At 50.3% G+C, this 20,757-nt stretch carries 18 protein-coding genes and 1 other annotated feature; of the genes, 3 read left to right on the top strand and 15 right to left on the bottom strand.

Annotation, left to right across the window (positions count from 1 at the left end; translation table 11 throughout):
* Nucleotides 1-139 precede the first annotated feature (139 nt).
* A complete protein-coding gene (locus BN3279_RS16185; RefSeq protein ID WP_059052209.1) occupies nt 140-1,762 on the top strand; it encodes an S-layer homology domain-containing protein in 1,623 nt (540 codons plus the stop codon).
* 76 nt (nt 1,763-1,838) lie between these two features.
* Here the strand turns inward: BN3279_RS16185 and pyrE are convergent, their stop codons facing one another.
* The 7 genes from pyrE to pyrR form a co-directional block, all read right to left on the bottom strand.
* Nucleotides 1,839-2,486: an orotate phosphoribosyltransferase gene (pyrE, locus tag BN3279_RS16180; protein ID WP_059052208.1), complete on the bottom strand. Its 648-nt coding sequence runs from the start codon at nt 2,484-2,486 to the stop codon at nt 1,839-1,841.
* A complete protein-coding gene (gene pyrF / locus BN3279_RS16175) occupies nt 2,483-3,235 on the bottom strand; it encodes an orotidine-5'-phosphate decarboxylase (RefSeq protein WP_059052207.1) in 753 nt (250 codons plus the stop codon). The genes pyrE and pyrF overlap by 4 nt, the downstream gene beginning before the upstream one ends.
* Nucleotides 3,236-3,307: 72 nt before the next feature.
* Nucleotides 3,308-6,520, bottom strand: a complete 3,213-nt coding sequence (gene carB, locus BN3279_RS16170; protein WP_059052206.1) for a carbamoyl-phosphate synthase large subunit — start codon at nt 6,518-6,520, stop codon at nt 3,308-3,310.
* Nucleotides 6,521-6,524: 4 nt separating this feature from the next.
* Entirely contained in the window at nt 6,525-7,661 is a 1,137-nt protein-coding gene (carA, locus tag BN3279_RS16165) for a glutamine-hydrolyzing carbamoyl-phosphate synthase small subunit (protein WP_059052205.1), read from the bottom strand.
* A 54-nt stretch (nt 7,662-7,715) separates the two neighbouring features.
* Complete coding sequence (locus BN3279_RS16160; protein ID WP_059052204.1) at nt 7,716-9,002, bottom strand: dihydroorotase; 1,287 nt, start codon at nt 9,000-9,002, stop codon at nt 7,716-7,718.
* A gap of 67 nt (nt 9,003-9,069) precedes the next feature.
* Nucleotides 9,070-9,981, bottom strand: coding sequence for an aspartate carbamoyltransferase catalytic subunit (locus tag BN3279_RS16155; protein WP_059052203.1), 912 nt, complete (start codon nt 9,979-9,981; stop codon nt 9,070-9,072).
* 2 nt (nt 9,982-9,983) lie between these two features.
* Nucleotides 9,984-10,529 (bottom strand): bifunctional pyr operon transcriptional regulator/uracil phosphoribosyltransferase PyrR, encoded by a 546-nt coding sequence (gene pyrR / locus BN3279_RS16150; RefSeq protein WP_059052202.1) that lies wholly within the window; start codon nt 10,527-10,529, stop codon nt 9,984-9,986.
* Between the two features lie 109 nt (nt 10,530-10,638).
* Here pyrR and BN3279_RS24375 point away from each other — a divergent pair, with 109 nt between their 5' ends.
* Nucleotides 10,639-10,767 carry a hypothetical protein gene (locus BN3279_RS24375; protein ID WP_262362539.1) on the top strand — a complete coding sequence of 43 codons (129 nt, stop codon included), beginning with the start codon at nt 10,639-10,641 and terminating at the stop codon, nt 10,765-10,767.
* 213 nt (nt 10,768-10,980) lie between these two features.
* Here BN3279_RS24375 and BN3279_RS16145 read toward each other — a convergent pair whose 3' ends face one another.
* The 3 genes from BN3279_RS16145 to lspA form a co-directional block, all read right to left on the bottom strand.
* A complete protein-coding gene (locus tag BN3279_RS16145) occupies nt 10,981-12,234 on the bottom strand; it encodes an LL-diaminopimelate aminotransferase (RefSeq protein ID WP_059052201.1) in 1,254 nt (417 codons plus the stop codon).
* A 146-nt stretch (nt 12,235-12,380) separates the two neighbouring features.
* Nucleotides 12,381-13,328, bottom strand: a complete 948-nt coding sequence (locus tag BN3279_RS16140; protein WP_059052200.1) for an RluA family pseudouridine synthase — start codon at nt 13,326-13,328, stop codon at nt 12,381-12,383.
* A complete protein-coding gene (gene lspA / locus BN3279_RS16135) occupies nt 13,325-13,822 on the bottom strand; it encodes a signal peptidase II (protein WP_059052199.1) in 498 nt (165 codons plus the stop codon). The genes BN3279_RS16140 and lspA overlap by 4 nt, the downstream gene beginning before the upstream one ends.
* A 185-nt stretch (nt 13,823-14,007) precedes the next feature.
* Between lspA and BN3279_RS16130 the strand changes: the two genes are divergently transcribed.
* Nucleotides 14,008-14,727, top strand: a complete 720-nt coding sequence (locus BN3279_RS16130) for a TraR/DksA C4-type zinc finger protein (RefSeq protein WP_059052198.1) — start codon at nt 14,008-14,010, stop codon at nt 14,725-14,727.
* 234 nt (nt 14,728-14,961) lie between these two features.
* On the opposite strand, the gene BN3279_RS16125 is transcribed toward BN3279_RS16130, so the two are convergent.
* The 5 genes from BN3279_RS16125 to BN3279_RS16105 form a co-directional block, all read right to left on the bottom strand.
* Nucleotides 14,962-15,243, bottom strand: a complete 282-nt coding sequence (locus tag BN3279_RS16125) for a DUF5665 domain-containing protein (protein WP_232436918.1) — start codon at nt 15,241-15,243, stop codon at nt 14,962-14,964.
* Nucleotides 15,244-15,489: 246 nt separating this feature from the next.
* Nucleotides 15,490-18,582: an isoleucine--tRNA ligase gene (gene ileS / locus BN3279_RS16120; RefSeq protein ID WP_059052196.1), complete on the bottom strand. Its 3,093-nt coding sequence runs from the start codon at nt 18,580-18,582 to the stop codon at nt 15,490-15,492.
* A gap of 54 nt (nt 18,583-18,636) precedes the next feature.
* Nucleotides 18,637-18,916: a binding site (T-box leader), on the bottom strand.
* 128 nt (nt 18,917-19,044) lie between these two features.
* A complete protein-coding gene (locus BN3279_RS16115) occupies nt 19,045-19,551 on the bottom strand; it encodes a DivIVA domain-containing protein (protein ID WP_059052195.1) in 507 nt (168 codons plus the stop codon).
* Between the two features lie 131 nt (nt 19,552-19,682).
* The gene (locus BN3279_RS16110) at nt 19,683-20,465 is read right to left on the bottom strand and encodes a YlmH family RNA-binding protein (protein WP_059052194.1); all 783 of its coding nucleotides are present in this window, start codon (nt 20,463-20,465) and stop codon (nt 19,683-19,685) included.
* Between the two features lie 10 nt (nt 20,466-20,475).
* On the bottom strand, nt 20,476-20,751 hold the full coding sequence (locus BN3279_RS16105; RefSeq protein WP_082673106.1) for a YggT family protein: 276 nt from the start codon (nt 20,749-20,751) through the stop codon (nt 20,476-20,478).
* Nucleotides 20,752-20,757 lie beyond the last annotated feature (6 nt).

Below are 20,757 nucleotides of genomic sequence, written 5' to 3'. Positions count from 1 at the left end.
AACGAAATACGATGTCAAAAAGTTACAACGACTTTTACGAAATTGATAATATATTTCCAGATTTTAAACACTGATGAAAGATTACAATTCTGTTAGAATTAAGGACAATTCTACTAAATTCGCCAAGGAGCTCTACTTTATGAAAAAAATAATTTTGCTTATGCTCATAGGAACGTTGCTATTTTCATATACCACCACTCGCCAAGAACCAGCATCAGCCGCCACGCTTCCTTACCATGATATCTCAACCAGCTATGCCAGGGAAGCCATTTCCCGCCTGCATGCCGGCGGCATCATGCAAGGGACTACGACAACGGCCTTCTCTCCAAAGCGTTCCGTCACCAGGGCTGAGTTCATCACCGTGCTGATGCGAGCTCTTGGAATCACTCCCGCTTCCTCAGCTATTCCCGCCTATACCGATGTACCAAGAAGCACCTGGTATTATGGAGCCATTCAAGCTGCAACCGAACTTGGTTTAACCAGTGGCTTGGGAAACGGTACCTTTCAGCCTGACCAGGTGCTAACCCGTCAAGAGGCGGCGGTATGGCTGACCAAGGCACTTAAGCAAGACATACCCACCGCAAGCTCGCTTTCTGCCTATCGAGACACTTCAAGCATCGCCGCCTGGGCCAAGCCTTATGTCGCCGCCATATCAACACTCGGATTAATGCAAGGCAGCGAAGGTCGTTTCTATCCGTTACAATCCATCACTCGTCAGGAGACGGCTGTTATTTTTGACCGTCTGCTGGAGGATACTCGTTGGAAGAATAAACTGACAGCAAACGCTGAATCCACTACGTCTACGGCCATTCATATCGGCTGGCAATACGGCCAATCTACCGAAGCTTATCAGAGGTCTGTGCTGCAATCCAATATTAACGTGCTTTCGCCCAGATGGTATTTTCTCGAAAGCACCGGACAGATTTCGGATTCCACTGTTCCTTCTTTAAATACATGGGCCAAAGCTAACGGCAAGCAGGTATGGGCTATGGTGGGGAACCGCTTCGACCAGAAGGCCACTCATCAAATGCTCGCTTCCGATTCATTATCATCCACTGCGATTCAGAGCATCAAGTCCTATGTACAGAAATATAACTTGGCCGGAATCAACCTTGACTTTGAGAATGTCCACGCTTCGGATCGCGACTTGTTCACAAGCTTCATTGCCAAGCTGGCCGAGGAATTGCATAATGCTGAGGCCGTTCTATCAGTCGATCTGCCGCCTGATCTAGGCAGTGATTGGTCCGCAGCCTATAACTATGCCGAATTGGCCAAGCACGCCGATTATTTGGTCATTATGGCCTATGACGAGCACTGGACGGGATATAAAGCTGGCTCTGTAGCCTCCTTAAACTGGGTAGAGCAGCATCTCGACAAGCTACTCCCCCAAGTCCCAGCAGATCAATTGATACTTGGCATGCCGCTGTATACTAGGGATTGGGCCATCAATGCCCAAGGGGCTACCCTCTCATCCGAGGACCTTTCGTTGCCGGAGCAGAACAAGCGGGTCCAGGCAGCCGGAAGCTCTCTGAAGTGGAACTCCGCAGCCAGTCAATACACGACAGAATACTGGAAGGCAAACACCAAGCACCGTATATGGCTGGAGGATGCTCGCTCCCTATCCGCCAAGCTACAGCTAGGAACTAATTTGGGTCTCGCAGGTTATGCGTATTGGCATATTGGCGGTGAATCCTCGGACATTTGGGCCAGCCTGCGTAACGCAGAGAAATACGGAAATTATAGATTTGATCGCAGCAAATAAAAGAAGACCATCCGCAGGGGGAAGGCTAAGCCGCTATCCTATCCTGTGGATGGTCTGTTTAGTTAAGTAGCCTATCTTACTTCCCGAACGCTGCCGGGTTCTCCCGCCAGGATTGCAGCAGTGACAGGTCTTCCTGCTTGATATCTCCACGTTGCACGGCTACATCGATTAGCGCCGTATAGTTAGAGAGAGTTTGCAGGGGAATATCAGCATCGGCGAATCCCTGAACAGCCTTATCCAATTGATAGCTGAAGATGGCCAGCACAGCGAGCGGCTCAGCCCCAGCGGCACGTACAGCCTCAGCGGCCTTGATTGAACTGCCGCCTGTCGAGATCAGATCCTCGATGACCACAACCTTTTGGCCCGGCTTGATCAACCCTTCGATTTGATTCTCCTTGCCGTGGCCCTTAGCCTTATCGCGGATATAGGCCATGGGTAGACCCAGCTTTTGAGCTGCGAAGGCGGCATGTGGAATGCCGGCAGTTGCCGTTCCCGCAACCACTTCGGCCTCTGGATATACTTCCTGAATCAGCGCCGCAAACGAGTCGGCAATCAGATCACGAATCTCGGGATAAGACATCGTTAACCGATTATCGCAATATATCGGGGATTGAATGCCCGAGGTCCAGGTGAATGGTTGATGTGGACGAAGCGCCACCGCTCCGATATCAAGTAAGCTTGCTGCAATTTTAGCCTCTACGGAAGCAAAAGAGCTTTGAGTCATTGTTGCATCATCTCCTTAATAATGGTTTCCGCCGCTTCACGCGGCTGCGCCGCCGCAGTTATGGGCCGGCCTACCACAATATAATTGGTTCCTTGCTGTATCGCCTCACCAGGCGTAAGTGTTCGCGACTGATCTCCCATGGCGCTGCTGGTCGGACGAATACCTGGCGTTACCGTCAGGAATGCCTGTCCACAGCGTTGTTTGATCGCCTTGACTTCAAGGGGCGAGGCAACTACGCCGTCCAGCCCCGCCTCTTGGGCCAGGGAGGCATAATGCACTACGGCGTCCTCTACGTTGCCGGGAATACCAATTTCTTCATTTAACGTCCGCTGATTCGTACTGGTCAACTGAGTTACCGCAATAATCTGTGGAGCTGGTAACGAAGCATCGGCCTCCAGCGCTGCCAACGCGCCTTCTCTAGCGGCTTTCATCATATCGAGTCCCCCAGCCGCATGAACATTGAACATATCAACGCCCAGCCGAGTAACACTGTTCGCCCCGCCCTTAACGGTATTAGGAATATCATGCATTTTTACATCCAAAAAAACGGAGTAGCCCTGCCCCTTCAGCTCACGGATGAAATCGGGACCAGCCGCATAAAAGAGCTGCATCCCTACCTTCATATAACAAGGGATTCCTTCAAGCTCCTTCAAGAGCTTTCTTGCCTGCTTCGCCTCCGGAAAGTCCAGTCCGACGATCAGCCTGCCGGCTGCTTCTTCAAATGAACGCAAATTGGCTCCTCCAGTCATGCGTGCGGCTCCGAAGCTATTTGCTTCCGAGCCGCCGCTTAAGTGTAGTTGGTTCTCAGGTTTAAATTTCCATTACAATGACGGCATTGCTTGGGAGGAGAAGTTAATCGTCTCCAGCATCTCCAGCAAAGCGCGCACCGTATCCAGCGAGGTCATGCAGACCACCCCGTTCTCTACGGCTTCGCGGCGAATACGGAAGCCATCCCGCTCTGGTGCCTTGCCCTTGGTCAGCGTATTGATGACAAAGTGAGCTTCTCCGTTGCGAATCAGATCCAGAATGTTTGGCACTCCTTCAGACAGCTTGTAGACCGTCGTGACATGAATGCCTGCTTCAATCAAAGCCGAAGCCGTACCATCTGTTGCAATGATTTGGTAGCCTAGCTGGTAGAAGCCACGTAATAGCTCCACCGCTTCTTGCTTATCTTTATCGGCTACCGTTGCAATGATGGCGCCTGTCGCCGGAATCTTCATCCCAGCGCCGATCAAGCCCTTATACAACGCTTTGGCATATTGCGGATCGCGTCCCATGACTTCCCCGGTGGATTTCATCTCCGGCCCCAAAGTCGGCTCTACCCGGCGCAGCTTGGCGAAGGAGAAGACCGGAACCTTGACTGCTACCTGGGTACTCTCAGGCCATAAGCCATCCTTGTAGCCCAGATCGCTCAGCTTGGTACCAAGAATGCACTGCGTTGCCACATTAGCCATCGGTATGTTAGTCACTTTACTCAGGAATGGCACCGTCCGCGACGAACGTGGGTTCACTTCGATGACATACACTTCACCTTTGTAGATGACAAACTGAATATTGACCAGCCCGACCGTGTTCAGTTCGCGGGCAATCTTGATCGTAATAAGCGCAATCTTCTCTTTCAATTCATCGGACAGGTGCTGTGGTGGGTAGACGGCGATCGAGTCTCCAGAGTGAATTCCGGCCCGCTCGATATGCTCCATGATCCCCGGAATCAGTACCGTTTCTCCGTCGCAGATCGCATCGACCTCGACTTCCTTGCCCAGCATGTAGCGGTCGATCAGCACCGGGTGCTGTGGATTAATATTCACCGCTTCTTCCATATATTTCAGCAACTCGGCATCAGAGTACACGATCTCCATCGCCCGGCCTCCCAAGACATAGGAAGGTCTGACCAGCACTGGATAACCCAGCGACTGCGCCGTGCCCACGGCGGCTTCTACTGAAGTCACCGTGCTGCCTTTCGGCTGGGCAATATCCAGGCGTGACAGCAATGCCTCAAACCGTTTGCGGTCCTCCGCTTCATCGATGCTTTCCAAAGATGTTCCGAGGATTCGCACACCTGCCTCTTGCAGAGGTGCTGCGAGATTAATCGCTGTCTGGCCACCGAATTGCACGATAACGCCAACCGGCTTCTCTTCGTTAATTACGTTCATAACATCTTCGAAGAACAAGGGTTCAAAGTAGAGACGATCTGAGGTATTGAAGTCCGTAGATACCGTCTCCGGGTTGTTATTAATGATGACCGCTTCGTAGCCAGCCTTCTGGATTGCCCATACAGCATGCACCGTCGAGTAGTCAAATTCAATCCCTTGCCCGATGCGGATCGGACCGGAGCCAAGTACGACAATCTTCTCCTTATCCGTCCGAATCACTTCGTTCTCCGTCTCATAAGTAGAGTAGTAGTAAGGAGTAGATGCCTCAAATTCCGCCGCGCAAGTGTCAACCATTTTGTATACAGGACGTAAGCCGTGCTCCAGGCGGTAGTCTCTGACGTCCGCTTCGGCCAAGTTCGTGCCTGTCGGCTGAGCCGCAGCCCGAAGCTCGGCAATCGCCCGGTCCGTAAAGCCCAGACGCTTCGCCTGGTACAGCGTATCGTAATCAAGCTGCGCATCACGCGTGATTTCCGCTTCGAAGGCAACCAATCTCTCGATTTTGTCCAGGAACCACCAATCAACCTGGGTCAAGTCGTGGATTTGTTGTAGCTCATACCCGCGGCGGAAGGCTTCGGCAATCAGGAACAGTCGCTCGTCATCTGCCTTGATGAGCCGCGTGTTCAGCGTCTCGTCATCCAGCTTATCTGCCCCTTTCAAATAAAGGCGGTGCGTACCGATTTCCAGAGAGCGAATGGCCTTTTGGATCGATTCCTCGAAGGTTCGGCCAATCGCCATTACCTCGCCGGTCGCCTTCATTTGCGTCCCTAACTTCCGATTCGCATGGATGAATTTATCAAACGGCCAACGTGGAATTTTACTGACGATATAGTCGAGTGTAGGCTCAAAGCAAGCATAGGTTTGGCCTGTCACCGGGTTAATAATCTCATCCAGCGTGTAGCCAAGAGCGATCTTGGCTGCCATTTTGGCAATTGGATACCCTGTAGCCTTGGAAGCCAGCGCCGAAGAGCGGCTTACCCGCGGATTTACTTCGATAACATAGTATTGGAAGCTTTGAGGGTCCAGTGCGAACTGTACGTTACATCCGCCTTCGATATTAAGGGCACGAATAATCTTGAGCGACGCTGAGCGCAGCATTTGATATTCGCGGTCGGAAAGAGTCTGGCTTGGCGCTACGACAATACTGTCTCCGGTATGTACACCGACAGGATCGAAGTTCTCCATGTTGCAGACCACGATGCAGTTGTCGTTGGCATCCCGCATAACTTCATATTCGACTTCCTTCATGCCGGCAATCGATTTCTCAATCAGGCATTGTCCGATTGGACTGTAGCGAATACCCGAAGCAACGGTCTCTCTTAGTTCCTCTTCCGTGGCGCAGATTCCGCCGCCCGTACCGCCCAGTGTATAAGCTGGCCGTACAATAAGAGGATACCCGATCTCTTCCGCGAAATTCAGAGCTTCCTCCAGCGTAGTAATGATTGTGCTATCCGGTACTGGTTGCTCCAGTTCACGCATCAGCTCGCGGAACAAGTCCCGGTCCTCTGCCTTCTCAATGGAAGTTAACTGTGTTCCCAGCAGCTTCACGTTCTCCCGTTCCAGCACGCCTGCACGCGCCAACTCCACAGCCATATTCAAGCCCGTTTGTCCGCCGAGCGTTGGCAGAAGACCATCGGGACGTTCCTGCCGGATAATTTGTGTAACAAACTCCAGAGTTATCGGTTCGATGTAGACCTTATCGGCCATGTTCGTATCTGTCATGATGGTAGCCGGGTTGCTATTAATCAGCACCACCTCAACGCCTTCTTCTCTAAGCGCTTGGCAGGCTTGCGTTCCAGCATAGTCAAACTCGGCCGCCTGACCGATAACGATCGGCCCGGAGCCGATAACGAGAATTTTCTTTAGGTCTTTTTTGATCGGCATGGAATTACAATTCTCCTTTCGCAGCGGCCATAATCTCGGCCTGACGAGGCTTTTGCGGGTACAACCGTTTGTTCTCACGGATCATCTCGATGAATCGATCGAATAGATAGCTATTGTCGTAGGGTCCCGGAGCTGCCTCTGGGTGATATTGTACCGAGAATGCCGGATACTTCTTATGTTGCAAGCCTTCTATAGTCTTATCATTATTGTTGATATGCGTAACTTCCAATTCCGTACCGGAGATGGAAGCTTCGTTGACGGTATAACCGTGGTTCTGCGAGGTAATATAGCAGCGTCCTGAGGCCAGTTCTTTAACCGGATGATTGCCACCGCGATGTCCGAATTTCAGCTTCTCGGTATCCGCACCCGAAGCCAAGGCAAACAGTTGATGTCCCAGGCAAATGCCGAAGATCGGATATTCGCCAAGCAGTTCGGAGATCATGTCTACGGCATAAGGAACATCCTTCGGGTCCCCAGGTCCGTTGGACAATTGAATACCGTCAGGATGGAGGCGACGAATTTCTTCGGCCGTTGTATTGTGCGGCACAATGACTACGTCGCAATCCCGTTTGTTCAGTTCGCGCAAAATACCACTTTTCGCCCCGAAGTCCACCAGCACGATTCGCTCCTTGGAGCCCGGGCTACTGTAGACATGTTGTGTCGAGGTTTGCGCCACTTGATTGCGCAGCTCAGAAATGCTTGTTGCGAGCATCATTTCTTGTAGTTCTTCAATCGACTTTGTTGATGTCGTCAAAATCCCTTTCATCGTCCCTTGATGACGGATTAATCGGGTCAGCATCCGAGTATCGATATCGGTAATGCCGGGAATGCCGTACTCCTTAAGCAGGTCACCCAAATTGTACTGCGCCCGCCAGTTACTTGGGGTTGGTTCATAACGGCGGACCACAAAGCCGTGGATCGACGGTGCAACGGATTCGAAGTCATCACGCGAAATTCCGTAGTTTCCGATTAGCGGATAGGTCATCGTCACGATTTGACCGCAATAAGATGGATCGGACAGAACCTCTTGGTAGCCTGTAATCCCTGTATTAAAAACGACTTCGCCGGTTTTGTCCCCTTCTGCTCCAAACGAGGTTCCGGTAAACAACGTGCCGTCCTCCAACAACAATCTTGCCTGCATCTTTCAGCACTCCTTTATGCATCACTTTTAAAGGTATTTATATCTTTTCTTCAATTATTCCGACCAAACGAGCTTGCCCTTGGTGATAGTTGCCACAGGCCAGCCTTTGAGCTTCCAGCCGGTGAACGGGGTATTGCGTCCCTTGGAAGCGAAGGTCCCAGGATCAACCGCTCGTTCCTGCTCCAAATCCACAATCGTTAAGTCAGCTTGCGCACCTGGCTCCAATTTCCCTGTACTTAAGCCAAAGACACGCGCTGGATCGGCTGTCATCCGTCTGACCAGGAAGTCCAGACTCCAGCGTCCTTCTGCGACAAACTTGGTGTACAACAGCGGGAAGGCTGTCTCGAAGCCGACAATACCGAACGGGGCAAGCTGCATGCCCTTCGCCTTCTCCTCCGCACTATGCGGAGCGTGGTCGGTGACCACGATGTCGATGGTTCCATCCTCCAGTGCGGCAATACATGCTTCCACATCCCGTTTGGACCGTAGAGGTGGATTCATCTTCCAGTTGGCATCCAGTTCGGGAATGTCTTCTTCAGAGAGTAGCAAATGGTGCGGGCACACCTCCGCCGTGACATGAATGCCGATTTCCTTGGCCTGACGAATCAGGCGAATCGACTGCTCGGTACTAACGTGACACACATGATAGTGCACCCCAGTTGCTTCCGCGAGCAGAATGTCCCGGCCGACATGAATTGCCTCCGACTCGTTCGGGATGCCCTTCAGCCCATGCTTGCGAGCAAATTCCCCTTCAGCCACCGGCGCGCCTTCCACCAGCGAATTATCCTCGCAGTGGGCGATGACCGGCATATCCAGGGAAGCAGCAAGCTTCATAGCATCCTTCATCATCTGCGCATTTTGCACACCAACACCATCGTCCGTGAAGCCGATGGCTCCTGCGGCTTTCAATGCCGCAAAGTCGGTAAGCTCCCGGCCCAACTCGCTTTTGGTAATAGCCGCATAGGGCAACACGTTAACCAAGCCCGATGCAGCCCCTTTTTGCTTGACCATACTTACAGTTTCGGGATTATCCGTGACCGGCTTCGTATTCGGCATACAAGCGATTGTGGTGAACCCACCCTTGGCCGCCGAACGGGAACCCGTTTCAATCGTTTCCTTATGCTCAAAGCCCGGCTCTCGCAAATGCACATGCATATCGATGAAGCCTGGAGTCACCAGCTTGCCTTTGGCATCCAGCACCTGTGCTGTTCCGTCTATCGCAGTCCCAGCTTCAGTGGCTCCATCAATGCTGACGATCAAGCCATCTTCTATAGTAATCCGGGAGAGCTCCTGCTCCCCGTGTCCGTTTAGAATGTTTGCATTATCAATTATAAGCCTCATCCCTGCACCCTCCGCTCTAATATGTTCCGATTTCATCCTCGCGCACTCACTCGTCACCCGGCATGGCCTACAGTAAAGCTCGCTCCATAACCGCCATACGAATAGGTACCCCGTTCTGCATCTGTTTGAAAATGCGTGACTGCGGATGTTCCACAACCGCATCATCAATTTCCACACCCCGGTTGACCGGAGCCGGATGCATAATCAGTGCATGTGGGGCCAGCCGTCCGGCCCGTTCTTCCGTCAGTCCGTATTGTAAGCGGTAGTCTTCCGTGGAGCTAAAGATACCACCATGATGGCGCTCCAGTTGAACCCTCAGCATCATGACCACATCGGCGCAAAGTGCTTCATCCATCGTGACGTAAGGCGCGTAAGCGGCAAGCTCCGGTGCCTGCATATTTTGCGGCGCACACAGCTTGACCTCAGCCCCGAATTTCTGTAAGGCCCACAGATTAGAGCGGGCTACCCGGCTATGTTGAATGTCCCCGATAATAGACACCTTCAGGCCATTCAGTTCACCAAATTGCTGCTTCATCGTATACAGATCCAGTAAAGCTTGTGTGGGATGCTCATTATTGCCATCTCCGGCATTCACCAGAGGCACACTCACCTTCTTGGCCAGCTCGGCCAGCATACCAATCGGCTTCAAGCGAATGACTCCGGCATCGATTCCCATTGATTCGAGCGTCCGCACCGTATCATAAATCGATTCACCCTTCTCTACGCTGGAAGCTGCCGCCGCAAAATTCAATACCTGGGCGCCAAGCCGCTTCTCTGCCATTTCAAAGGAAAACCGGGTTCGTGTACTATTCTCAAAAAACATATTAGCCACAAATGCATCCTTCAGAACCGGAATCATCTTCTCTTCTCTTGCATCCCAATAAGCCGCCCGAATCAGGATGGAGTTGATCTCATCCGCACTTAGATCCTTCAGCCCTAGCAGGCTACGTTCCTTCACCGCGTTCGCTGTCATTCCCATGATCAGTTCCCCTCCCGCGTATGGAGAATACGAACCATGTCACTACCATCATGCTCTGTCAGCAGCACTTCTATTTCTTCCGAGCGGGAGGTCGGAACGTTCTTCCCGATATAATCGGCCCGTATCGGCAATTCCCGATGTCCCCGGTCGGCAAGTACTGCAAGTTGAATTGATTCTGGTCGACCACAGTCCATAATGGCATCCATCGCCGCGCGGATCGTGCGTCCTGTGTAGAGAACATCATCCAGCAAGATGACTTTCTTGCTATGAATAGAGACCGGGAAGGTTGCTTTAGCCGTTCCCCGCACCGAGCTCTCCGTGTCGTCGCGATAATTCGTCACATCCAGCTCTCCCCATGGAATTGCTGTTCCCTCAATATCCTCCAGCCGCTCGGCTAACCGCTTCGCTAGATGTACCCCTCTTGTCTTGATTCCTGCCAGCACACAACCTTCAATTCCTTTGTTACGTTCCAAAATTTCATGTGCAATCCTGGTCAATGCCCTCCGAATCGCCGTTTCATCCATAATGATATGACTTTCGATGCTCACAGCTTACGACCTCCTTAAGGACGATGTTCACCTAGTCCGGTCCGTGATGGCGCATAAAAAAAGACTCCTTGCCTGATTCAGGCAAGGAGTCCTCAGTCATAGTATGACCATGACTGTCACGTGGGTCTTGGGCAGAATCGCTGCATATGAGCGTAGTCTGCCCCATTTCCCCATTCACGTTACCTTGCCAGCCTCACGGGACTGGATTAAAGGTGCTTATGATTTACATGAATTATGACAGAAGGAGGTTAGCCTGTCAAGACGCCTAGCCGGAAAATGTACGTAAGCCGTAAGTATCACAAAAACGATTTATACTAATAATTATACATTTTAAGTTATATTTATTCAACTGTATTTTAATGTGCCTGTTGATCTGTTGCATAGAACAAAAAAAGAGCCGCCCTCAGGTCTGAACAAGACCCTTGAAGGCAGCTCTCATGCCGCTTAACACTTAAAAAGTAAATTTCACTTCGCCCAAACGGCGTTTAATTTCGGAAATAACACGACGTTCCTCTTCTTCGCCATGCGCAATGAAGGTCACAGAGAAGCGTACATAATGTCCGGCATCGTCCCACGGCACTGTAGAGATTAATTTCTCACGAATCAAATACTGGGAGAAATCTTCAGCCGTAGCAAAGGTAGGGCCACCTTCTACACCACTTGGAGCCTTCACGTACAAGAAGAACGAACCTTTCGGCTTCTTGGCCGTAAACCCTAAGTCATTTAATGCAGCAACCAGCAGCTCATGCCGACGGGAATACTTAGAAGCAATCTTCTCCGTAATCTCCGGATGCTCAAGCCCGTAAGCTCCTGCCTTCTGGATGGCAATAAATTGGCCGGAATCATTGTTGTCCTTCACGTCGCTAAAGGCCTTAACAATTAGCGGATTACCTGCCACAAAGCCGATTCTCCACCCAGTCATGTTATAAGACTTGGACAAGGAATGAAGCTCTACACCTACATCCTTCGCTCCAGGTACGGACAAGAAGCTAAGCGGCTTCACACCGTCATACGTCAATGCTGAATACGGAGCATCATGCACGACAATAACATGATATTTCTTGGCCCAATCCACCACTTTGGCAAAAAACTCCGGCGTTGCGCTTGCTCCTGTCGGATTGTTAGGATAGTTCAAATACAGCAATTTTGCCTTCTCGGCAATCTCCCCTGGAATGGCATCCAAATCCGGTAGAAAATGATTCTCTTCCGTCAACGGAACGGTATACACCTGACCACCCAAATATTTAGTATGGGTGCCAATAACCGGATATCCGGGAACGGTCATAATGGTGATATCTCCAGGATTGATGAAGCAAGACGGAAGCATGGCAATCGCTGGCTTCGAACCAATGGAATGCACAACCTCTGTTACCGGATCAATACCCTCTACACCAAACACCTCATGTAAATAGGTGGCGGCGGCCTCCTTAAACTCCGGAATACCATTATCAGCGTAGCCGCGATTTTCCGGCTTGGCCGCCTCTTCGGCCAGCTTGGCAACAATACCAGCATCCGCCATATCGTCAGGTTCACCAACGCCCATATCAATTAGTTCAACGTCTGGAAAATCCTTTTTTGCCGCAGCCTTAGCCCGTTTGATCTTCTCAAATTTATAAATAGCGGTATCTTTACCATAGTTCGATCCGCCAATTCGTTCTGCAAATTGCTGCTGAATGTAGGTTTCTTGCCCGTTCAACGTACTCATATCAGAGTTCCACTCCTTCATATCATAAAAAAATCTGCGCAATATAAATATGCAGGAAGCGGAACCAATATTGAATGGATTAATCACCTGATCGTTTGTACTATTTGATCAGGCTGTCTCCTGGAGATGTACATTCAGAACCCGTATTAGCGATTCCTAAGCGATACTAATAAAGCTTCCATATCCTCGGGAATCGGAGCTGAATACTCCAAATACCGTGCATCCTCGGGATGTTCAAACCCCAGCACCGCGGCATGCAACGCTTGGCCGTTCATCTTGATCCCCTTACTCCGTCCATAGAGCGGGTCTCCCACCAGCGGATGGCCGATAAACTTCATGTGTACGCGAATTTGGTGAGTACGACCGGTCTCCAGCTTCAGTTCCAGCAGGGTGTAGTCCCCAAAGCGTTCAACAACATGGAAATGCGTAACCGCCTGCTTACTATTGCGTTCAATAACGGTATACATCTTACGATCATGCGGGTCGCGCCCAATTGGCGCATCCACCGTTCCCTGATCATGACTCACGTTACCATGCACCAGTGCGAAATATTTTCTCGTCACGGAATGAGCCTTTAATTGAGACGCCAGCGATGCGTGAGCCTTATCATTTTTGGCTGCCATAATCAGCCCCGACGTATCCTTATCGATCCGGTGCACAATCCCTGGACGCAGTTCACCGTTGATACCAGATAGATCATGGCAATGAAACATCAAGGCATTTACCAGGGTGCCGGAGCCATGTCCTGGAGCAGGATGCACAACCATCCCTCGCTGCTTATTGACCACGATTACATCCCGGTCTTCATAATAAATATCCAGCGGGATATCCTGCGGTTCAATCTCTGTGGCTTCAGCCTCTGGCACGGTTAAACAAATCACGTCTCCTGAAGCGAGCTTATAATTGGCTTTTACAGAAGCCCCGTTAACAATAAGGTTTCCCGCCTCAATCCACAATTGAATTTGGCTGCGGGAAACCTCTTCGCCTAACTGCTGCTTCACGTATTTATCAATTCGTTCCTTGGCTTCGGCAGGACTAACTACCCACTCCAGTTGCTCGTCTGCTTCCGCCTCATATGGTTTACTTGAACTCATACTTTCTCCTCATGATCTTGCTGCGCTGCGGCAATTTGCTTCTCCCGGCGAATCTCCATCAACGAATCCAGAATGATCAAAGCCACGCCCACCACGATGCAGGAGTCTGCCACGTTAAAGATCGGAAATGTATAATTACCGAAATTAAACTGGAGAAAGTCCACTACTTCGCCGCTTATAGCCCGGTCCAGGAAATTGCCAATAGCCCCGCCCAGCACGAGAGACAGCGCTGTAGGCAGCATTTTATTAGGCTGATGTTTCACTTTTTGCAAATACCAAATAATTCCGATTACGACCACGGTAGTTATTACGATAAAGAACCAGCGCTGATCTTGCAAAATGCCAAATGCAGCGCCCCGGTTCCGATGGGACGTAATCAGGAAGAAATCACCGATGACCGGAATTTGCTCTCCGATGGTCAAGCGGGTAGCGATCAAGTATTTTGTTCCCTGATCAATGAGAAATACAATCAATGCAATCAAGAAATATACCACGCGGCAAGTCACCTCGTTTTTCATTTCCTGTCCGCATGAAGCGGCAGGATGTTCCACGTTCAAGCCTTGTTTATTGTAGCACAGCGGGAATTGGCCCGTCCATGCACGAAAGGTTTTTCCTTAGGTATTTCGTCTCGATTCTGTGCAAAATATCCGTAGACAAGAAGGAAAGGAGCAGCAAGCTTATGTCTCATTTGACAGCAACTCAACTGGAACAGCTTACCGCTAAGCTAACCGCAACCCGCTACTCCCTGGTTCATCAGCAAAAGGACGGCCAAGGTCTGGGAATAGCAAGCTCCCTGCGTGATCAAACGGATGAATTAAGCGTTATTGATAACCATCCTGCCGACCTCGGCTCTGAAGTGTATGAACGGGGTAAGGATCTGGCCTTGGCAGAACATCAACAATTGCATCTTGCCCGAATTGAGGACGCCATGCAGCGAATCAAGGAGGGGAGCTACGGTACTTGTACCATCTGCGGCCGCCCGATCCAATTTGAACGACTTAACGCGATTCCTGAAACGGCTTATTGTCTGGAGCATAGTCCGCAAACTTCGGTTTCCAACAACCGCCCGGTGGAGGAGGTCGTCTTGGCTCCCTCGTTTGGACGAACAAATCTGGATGAGCGGGACGACCAGAATGGCTTTGACGGTGAGGATACCTGGCAAGCGCTGGAGCGGTTTGGCACATCGGGCGTCCCCGCCATCATCGAAAGCTCGGATATGACAGAATACAATGAGCTTGAGAACGAAAGCCCCACCGAGTTGGAGGGGTTCGTAGAGCCTTATGAAAGCTTCATCGCCACCGACATTTATGGTCAGCATGCCTGCTTTTACCGCAACCATGCTTATCGCCAGCATATGGATGCCGAAGAACATCTGGAGAGCGAAGACTCATTGGAATAATATAGGTTCCCTTTAAGTGCGTGTTCAAAAAGTCGGTTTTTCAGGACCAAGAAGGTTGGATGAGGCTAGGGACTGAGTAGCGGAGCGTAGATAGATCTACGTGAGCAACTGAAATGTTTCTGCAAGAAACATGCTACGGAAGCCTACGCTTGGCCCGGCTGAATTCAAGATTCGATGTCGAATTTGCTTCTCGCACAACTTCGTCCTGGGAAGACGACTTTTTGAACTACCTCTCTAATAATCAAGCTCAAGTTGTCTTTGCACGATGCGTACAATGTCCGCGATATAATCACCGATGATTGGCAAATTAAGTGCTCCTAAAATCTGAAGCACATAAATAATGGTAGCCGCAAAAAAGGTAAACCCTATCGCGATTCCAACGCCCCGGGCTGTGCCTGATATTAGATTGAGCCAAACCAGACGCCAAGGACGATTCAGCAGCTGTGTATATTCGGCAATACGTGACTTCTCCAATTGCCGGGTCCACTTTAACGTCAGACGATACATGGCATTCATTTGTTCTTCAGGATTTTCCGGGTATTCGGCTGGTGGTTCGATAGGTGTTTGTTGACTACGAGTCATTAGCTTCCCCTCCCCATAAATGGCCGCACGATTTTCCCCTGATTAGCGCAAACGAGCCCGGCTCTCTACCATGCAGAGATTAATCAGGGCTCATTTGCGTACTGTTGAACTACCTCAATTATTATGTTCCACCTGAAACAGACCCATGCAGCACCGTAGCACGTCGTTATAGGCTAAGCATTAATCAATCCAAATCTGAATTGTCTTCTGGCCAAGATCGGCCGTTTCCGGCTTACCTTCCGCCTTCCCGAAGGTAAGCTCATTAACTAATACATTCTCCCGCAATACATGTTCAAAGGCCTGAATAGCCGCCTTCAATTCATCATCTACGTCCAGGGTGAGCTGGACACGCTTCTCGATGGCCAAATCCAGCTTCTTACGAGTATCCTGCACGGCACGCACCACTTCACGAACCCAACCCTCCTGCTCTAATTCAGGAGTGATATCCGTATTGAGAGCCACCGTCAATCCATATCCCGAAGCTGAAGCAAAACCCGGTTTGGCCTGCTTTTCGATCAGCAACTCTTCCGCCGTAACCATTAGCTCCTCGCCGTACGGAGACACAATGGAAAATTGCCCCCGATCTACGATTTCCCGAGTCTGCTCAGCTTCAAGCCCCTTCAGATAACCCTGCAAAAAGCCGACATTCTTGCCGTACTTCTTACCCGCCACCTTCAAATTAAGCTTCAGGGTGAAATCAACAAAGCCGCTGTCGCTATGTTCGATATCGATGGCTTTGACATTGATTTCTTCCTTGATGATCTCCTCGTATTCCTCAACCGCAAAATGACGATCCATGGAGACGATCAAACTAGATAAAGGCTGACGTGTCTTGATACCGCTCTCGTTGCGGACGTTACGAGCAAGCTCCACAATTTGCCGCGCACTTTCCATGTCTTGCTCCAGTTCCAAATTGATCAGGGCCTCATCCGGCTCTGGATAATCTGCCAAATGCACGCTCTCCCCACCACCGAGATTCGTAAAGATATCCTCGGCGATCATTGGCGCGAACGGAGCGATCAGCTTCGAGACAGTCAGTAATACATGAATGAGTGTCTGATAGGCCGATACTTTATCTTCACCCAAACCGCTTCCCCAGAAACGGTCGCGCGAACGGCGAATATACCAGTTACTCAATTCGTCAACGAAACTTTCAATAGCTTGCGCAGCATTTACATAATCATTAACCGCAAGCCCCTTATCAATAACAGGAATCAGACTATTTAACCGTGAAAGGATCCAACGATCCAGCTTATTGCTGGACGGACGATACGGATGCTCTTCCGGTTTGTAGCCGTCAATGCCTGCATACAGTGTCAGGAAAGCATGGGTATTGACCAGCGTATCGATTACCTTCGATTTGGCCTCGCCCACAATTCCCTTCGAGAACCGTTTGCTGTTCCAAGGTGCGCTATCGGACAGCAAGGCCCAACGGAACGCATCCGTACCAAACTCGTTGATGATCTCCCAAGGGTCGATAACATTCCCCTTGGATTTGGACATCTTCTGCCCGTTCTCGTCCAGCACATGCCCTGTAGCAATAACGGCTTTGTACGGTGCCTTGCCGGTATATAACGTAGATACAGCGAGCAGGCTGTAGAACCAGCCACGCGTCTGATCGATTCCTTCACAAATCATGTCTGCCGGGTATTGCTCTTGGAAAGTCTCCTCATTCTCAAACGGATGATGATGTTGCGCGAACGGCATCGAACCACTGTCGAACCACACATCAATAACTTCGCTTGTACGCGTCATCACTCCGCTCTCGCAATGCGGACAACGCACCTTGACTTCATCCACGTATGGCTTGTGCAACTCAAGATCCTCGCTGATCTCGCCTACGGCATGTTCGCGAAGCTCCTGCAAGCTGTGTGGCGCAAACTGCTCTCCACAATCCGAACATACCCACACATTAAGCGGCGTCCCCCAATAACGGTTCCGGCTGATGTTCCAATCGACCAATTCTTCAAGGAATTTACCAAAACGCCCTTCACGGACATGTCCGGGATACCATTCAACGGCATTGTTGTTGGCAATCAACTGATCCTTAACAGCGGTCGTCTCAATGAACCAACTCTCCATCGCGTAGTAGAGCAACGGCGATTTGCAGCGCCAGCAGAAGGGATAGCTGTGCTCGTATTTCTCTTTGCTATATAGCAAACCTTGCTCCGACAGCATCTTCACGATATCCAGGTCGCAATCCTTCACGAAGCGTCCGGCAAAGTCTGTAACCTCGTCCGTATACCGGCCTTGACCGTTCACCACACTGACGAAGCTGATACCATTCTCACGACAGACGCGATAGTCGTCCTCGCCATGAGCCGGTGCCATATGCACGATCCCCGTACCGCTTGCATCCGTAACAAATGAAGCGCCTACGATTACGTTGATTTTGTCAGCTTTAATATAGCCAAATGGTGGAGTGTAGGTTTTGCCAATAAATTCGGCTCCACGATGAGTCGACAACACGGTGTAGTCGCCCTTCATTACTTTCTCAACCAGATTCTTGGCTACAATGTACACACCATCTTCCTGCTGTACCTTGGCATATTCCATCTCCGGATTCATCGCCAGCGCTACGTGAGACGGTAATGTCCACGGAGTTGTGGTCCAAGCCAGCACATATTCGCCGGTATCCTGCAGCTTGAACTTGGCCGTAGCACTAAGGTCCTTGACATCCTCATAGCCCTGCGCGACTTCATGGGAGCTCAAGGATGTCTGACAACAAGGACAATAAGGGCTGACCCGGTGCCCACGATATAACAATCCCTTATCATGAATGGTCGCCAGGATATTCCAGACGCTCTCGATATAGCTGTTATTAAGCGTAATGTAAGGGTCATCCAAGTCTGTCCAATAAGCAATGGCTTCGGTGAATTCACGCCATTGCTTCTCATAACCAAACACGCTGTCCTTACATTTCTTGACGAACTCTTCAATGCCGTATTTCTCAATCTCCTGCTTCCCGGAAATGCCCAGTTCCTTCTCAACCCCAAGCTCAACCGGCAGGCCATGCGTATCCCAGCCCGCTTTACGAACAACCCGGTAGCCCTTCATCGTCTGGTAGCGCCCGACAAAATCCTTAATGACACGTCCCAACACATGACCGATGTGCGGCAAGCCGTTCGCCGTAGGCGGACCCTCGTAAAATACAAAATTCGGCCGGTCCTTGCGGTTCTCAATGCTCCGCTTGAACGTATCCTCCCGGTTCCATTTATCCAAAATTCGCAGGTCGCGCGTACGCGCATGTTCTCTGACATCCACTTTTTTCATGTTTTCGCTTCCTTTCGCTTGTTTGCATAGAAAAAACAAAAAAAGCCCCGCCCCAAAAGGGACGAGACCTGGCTCGCGTTACCACCCTTGTTCCATGAACGTAGAAAGCACCTGACAAAAACGACGCTGTGCTTTAAGCGAACATGACACCTTGATCCCATACGCTTCATATGGGGTCGGTATAACGGCCGACAGCCGGCTAAGCTTACTTCACATTTCAGCTTGGCTTCTCCGGGACGATCTTCCACTCGCGCTTCGAACGTTGGCTTCCAGCAAATCGCCAACTCTCTGGAGAACAAAATCGCGGTGTACTGCTTCCCATCATCAAATGTGTAACCTATTCAAGTACATTATGTACATAGTTATAACGCATTGGTGCTTTCATGTCAATGAGGCCTAGCAAAATGCCATTTGCTGCTCCTCACGGAAAGGCAAATGGCATTTATGAATTGCAGTATCAAGTTAATATAACTCCGGTACTTCCCGTCCCTTATCACTGGCTTGCTCACGCGTATCCAGCGTATCCCAGCCGTCGCTTGCGAGCAGGTCAAGCTGAGCTTCTACTAATGTCCGGAATCGCGCTCTGTAGATGGAGGCTTGCTTCTTCAGCTCTTCAACCTCCAGAGCCACCTTGCGGGATTTGCCCAGCGACTCATTCACTATCCGGTCAGCGTTCTTCTCCGCTTCCTTCACGATAAGCTGAGCTTCTTTCTTAGCATTATTTCTGACTTCATCAGCGGCTTCCTGAGCCACAATAATGGTCTTGCTAAGTGTCTCTTCAATATTGGAGAAGTGATCCAGCTTCTCCTGTATCGTAAGCAGTTGATTATGAAGCTCTTTATTCTCACGGATCACAATTTCATAGTCCTTAATAACCTGATCAAGAAATTCATTGACTTCATCTTCATCATAACCGCGAATTCGTCTGGAGAACTCTTTGTTATGTATATCTAACGGCGTTAATGGCATGATCCCCACCTCCTATAATTTTCGAGAACTTCCCGCAATGGGGAAGACGCGGTCATTATCCATATCCATGTGACAATAGATAGTTTGAACTATCTTATTCGACAAGAACTTAGCATCTCCTGCAAAGCCAATCACACAAATTTACCGATTTTGACACGATGTCTCCCTTTTTTGGTCAATCCATCTGCTTCAAGTACCTTAAAACGACCAAATCCTTGCAGAGCTACGATATCTCCCACCTTAAGCGGCTTGGAGGGGTCCTCCTCAACACGCCAATTCACCCGGCAGCGCCCCGCCTTAATCGGGAGTAGTACCTTGGTGCGGCTAAGCCTAAATACGTCGCTGGCAATGCCATCCAACCGTAAAGAAGCCACCGTCAAGTCCAGCGGCTCTAGCTCCTTCTCTATCCTTCTTAGCTCGCTTAGCTCCAAAATATCCGTCATTACACCCACACGGTGTACTTGGCGAAGATGGAGCTCCACAAATGGAGCAATCTCTTCAGCTATCACTACATGGCAGCCATCCTCCAGCACATGGATATCACCGATCTTGTCCCGCTTGAGTCCCAAGCCCAAAATCGAACCCAAATAATCGCCATGCTGAAGTGAAAGGAACTTCTGGTCTCCCGAAGTAACTGCCAGCACCTTCATACCCATCGCTTCTTCACTAAGGTCCCGATAATCAGGCGCTATTAGCGCCCGGCAGCGTTCAGCACCTTCATAGCCGCCATCCAGGCGAATCGTCACATCCGGGTGACGATTCGCGAGCGATTCCAGAATGTACCCCTGTCTTGGATCAAGGAAATCGCTACGCTTGACCTCATGGTATTCCCCTGCGTTGACAACCCATTCCCAAGCCCGGTCCACGAAGGGACGTTCTTCCGGACTGAAATGCTCATATAGTTCTGTTCGCATCGAATTCACGTTACCTGATAATGATAAAGTGCAGCACGCTCAGTAATCCGTAAACGGCCAGGCGCAACACGAACAAGGCCACGATCGGGGAAATGTCAATGGCCCCCATAATCGGAGGAATAAAGCGCCGGAATGGAGCCAGGTAAGGTTCAACCAGCTTTCCAAGCAATTCGCCAATGAAGCTCTCGCGAGCGTTCGGAACCCAAGACATCAAGATATAGACCAAAATCATGTAGAAATAGATATTGTAAAGCAGTAGTACGATCGAATCGATAGTCCCTATCAAGCAGTC

Source organism: Paenibacillus senegalimassiliensis, assembly GCF_001486585.1.
Lineage (GTDB): Bacteria > Bacillota > Bacilli > Paenibacillales > Paenibacillaceae > Fontibacillus > Fontibacillus senegalimassiliensis.
Note: the sequence above shows the minus strand (reverse complement) of the source record. Positions and strands in the feature narration are given on the sequence as shown.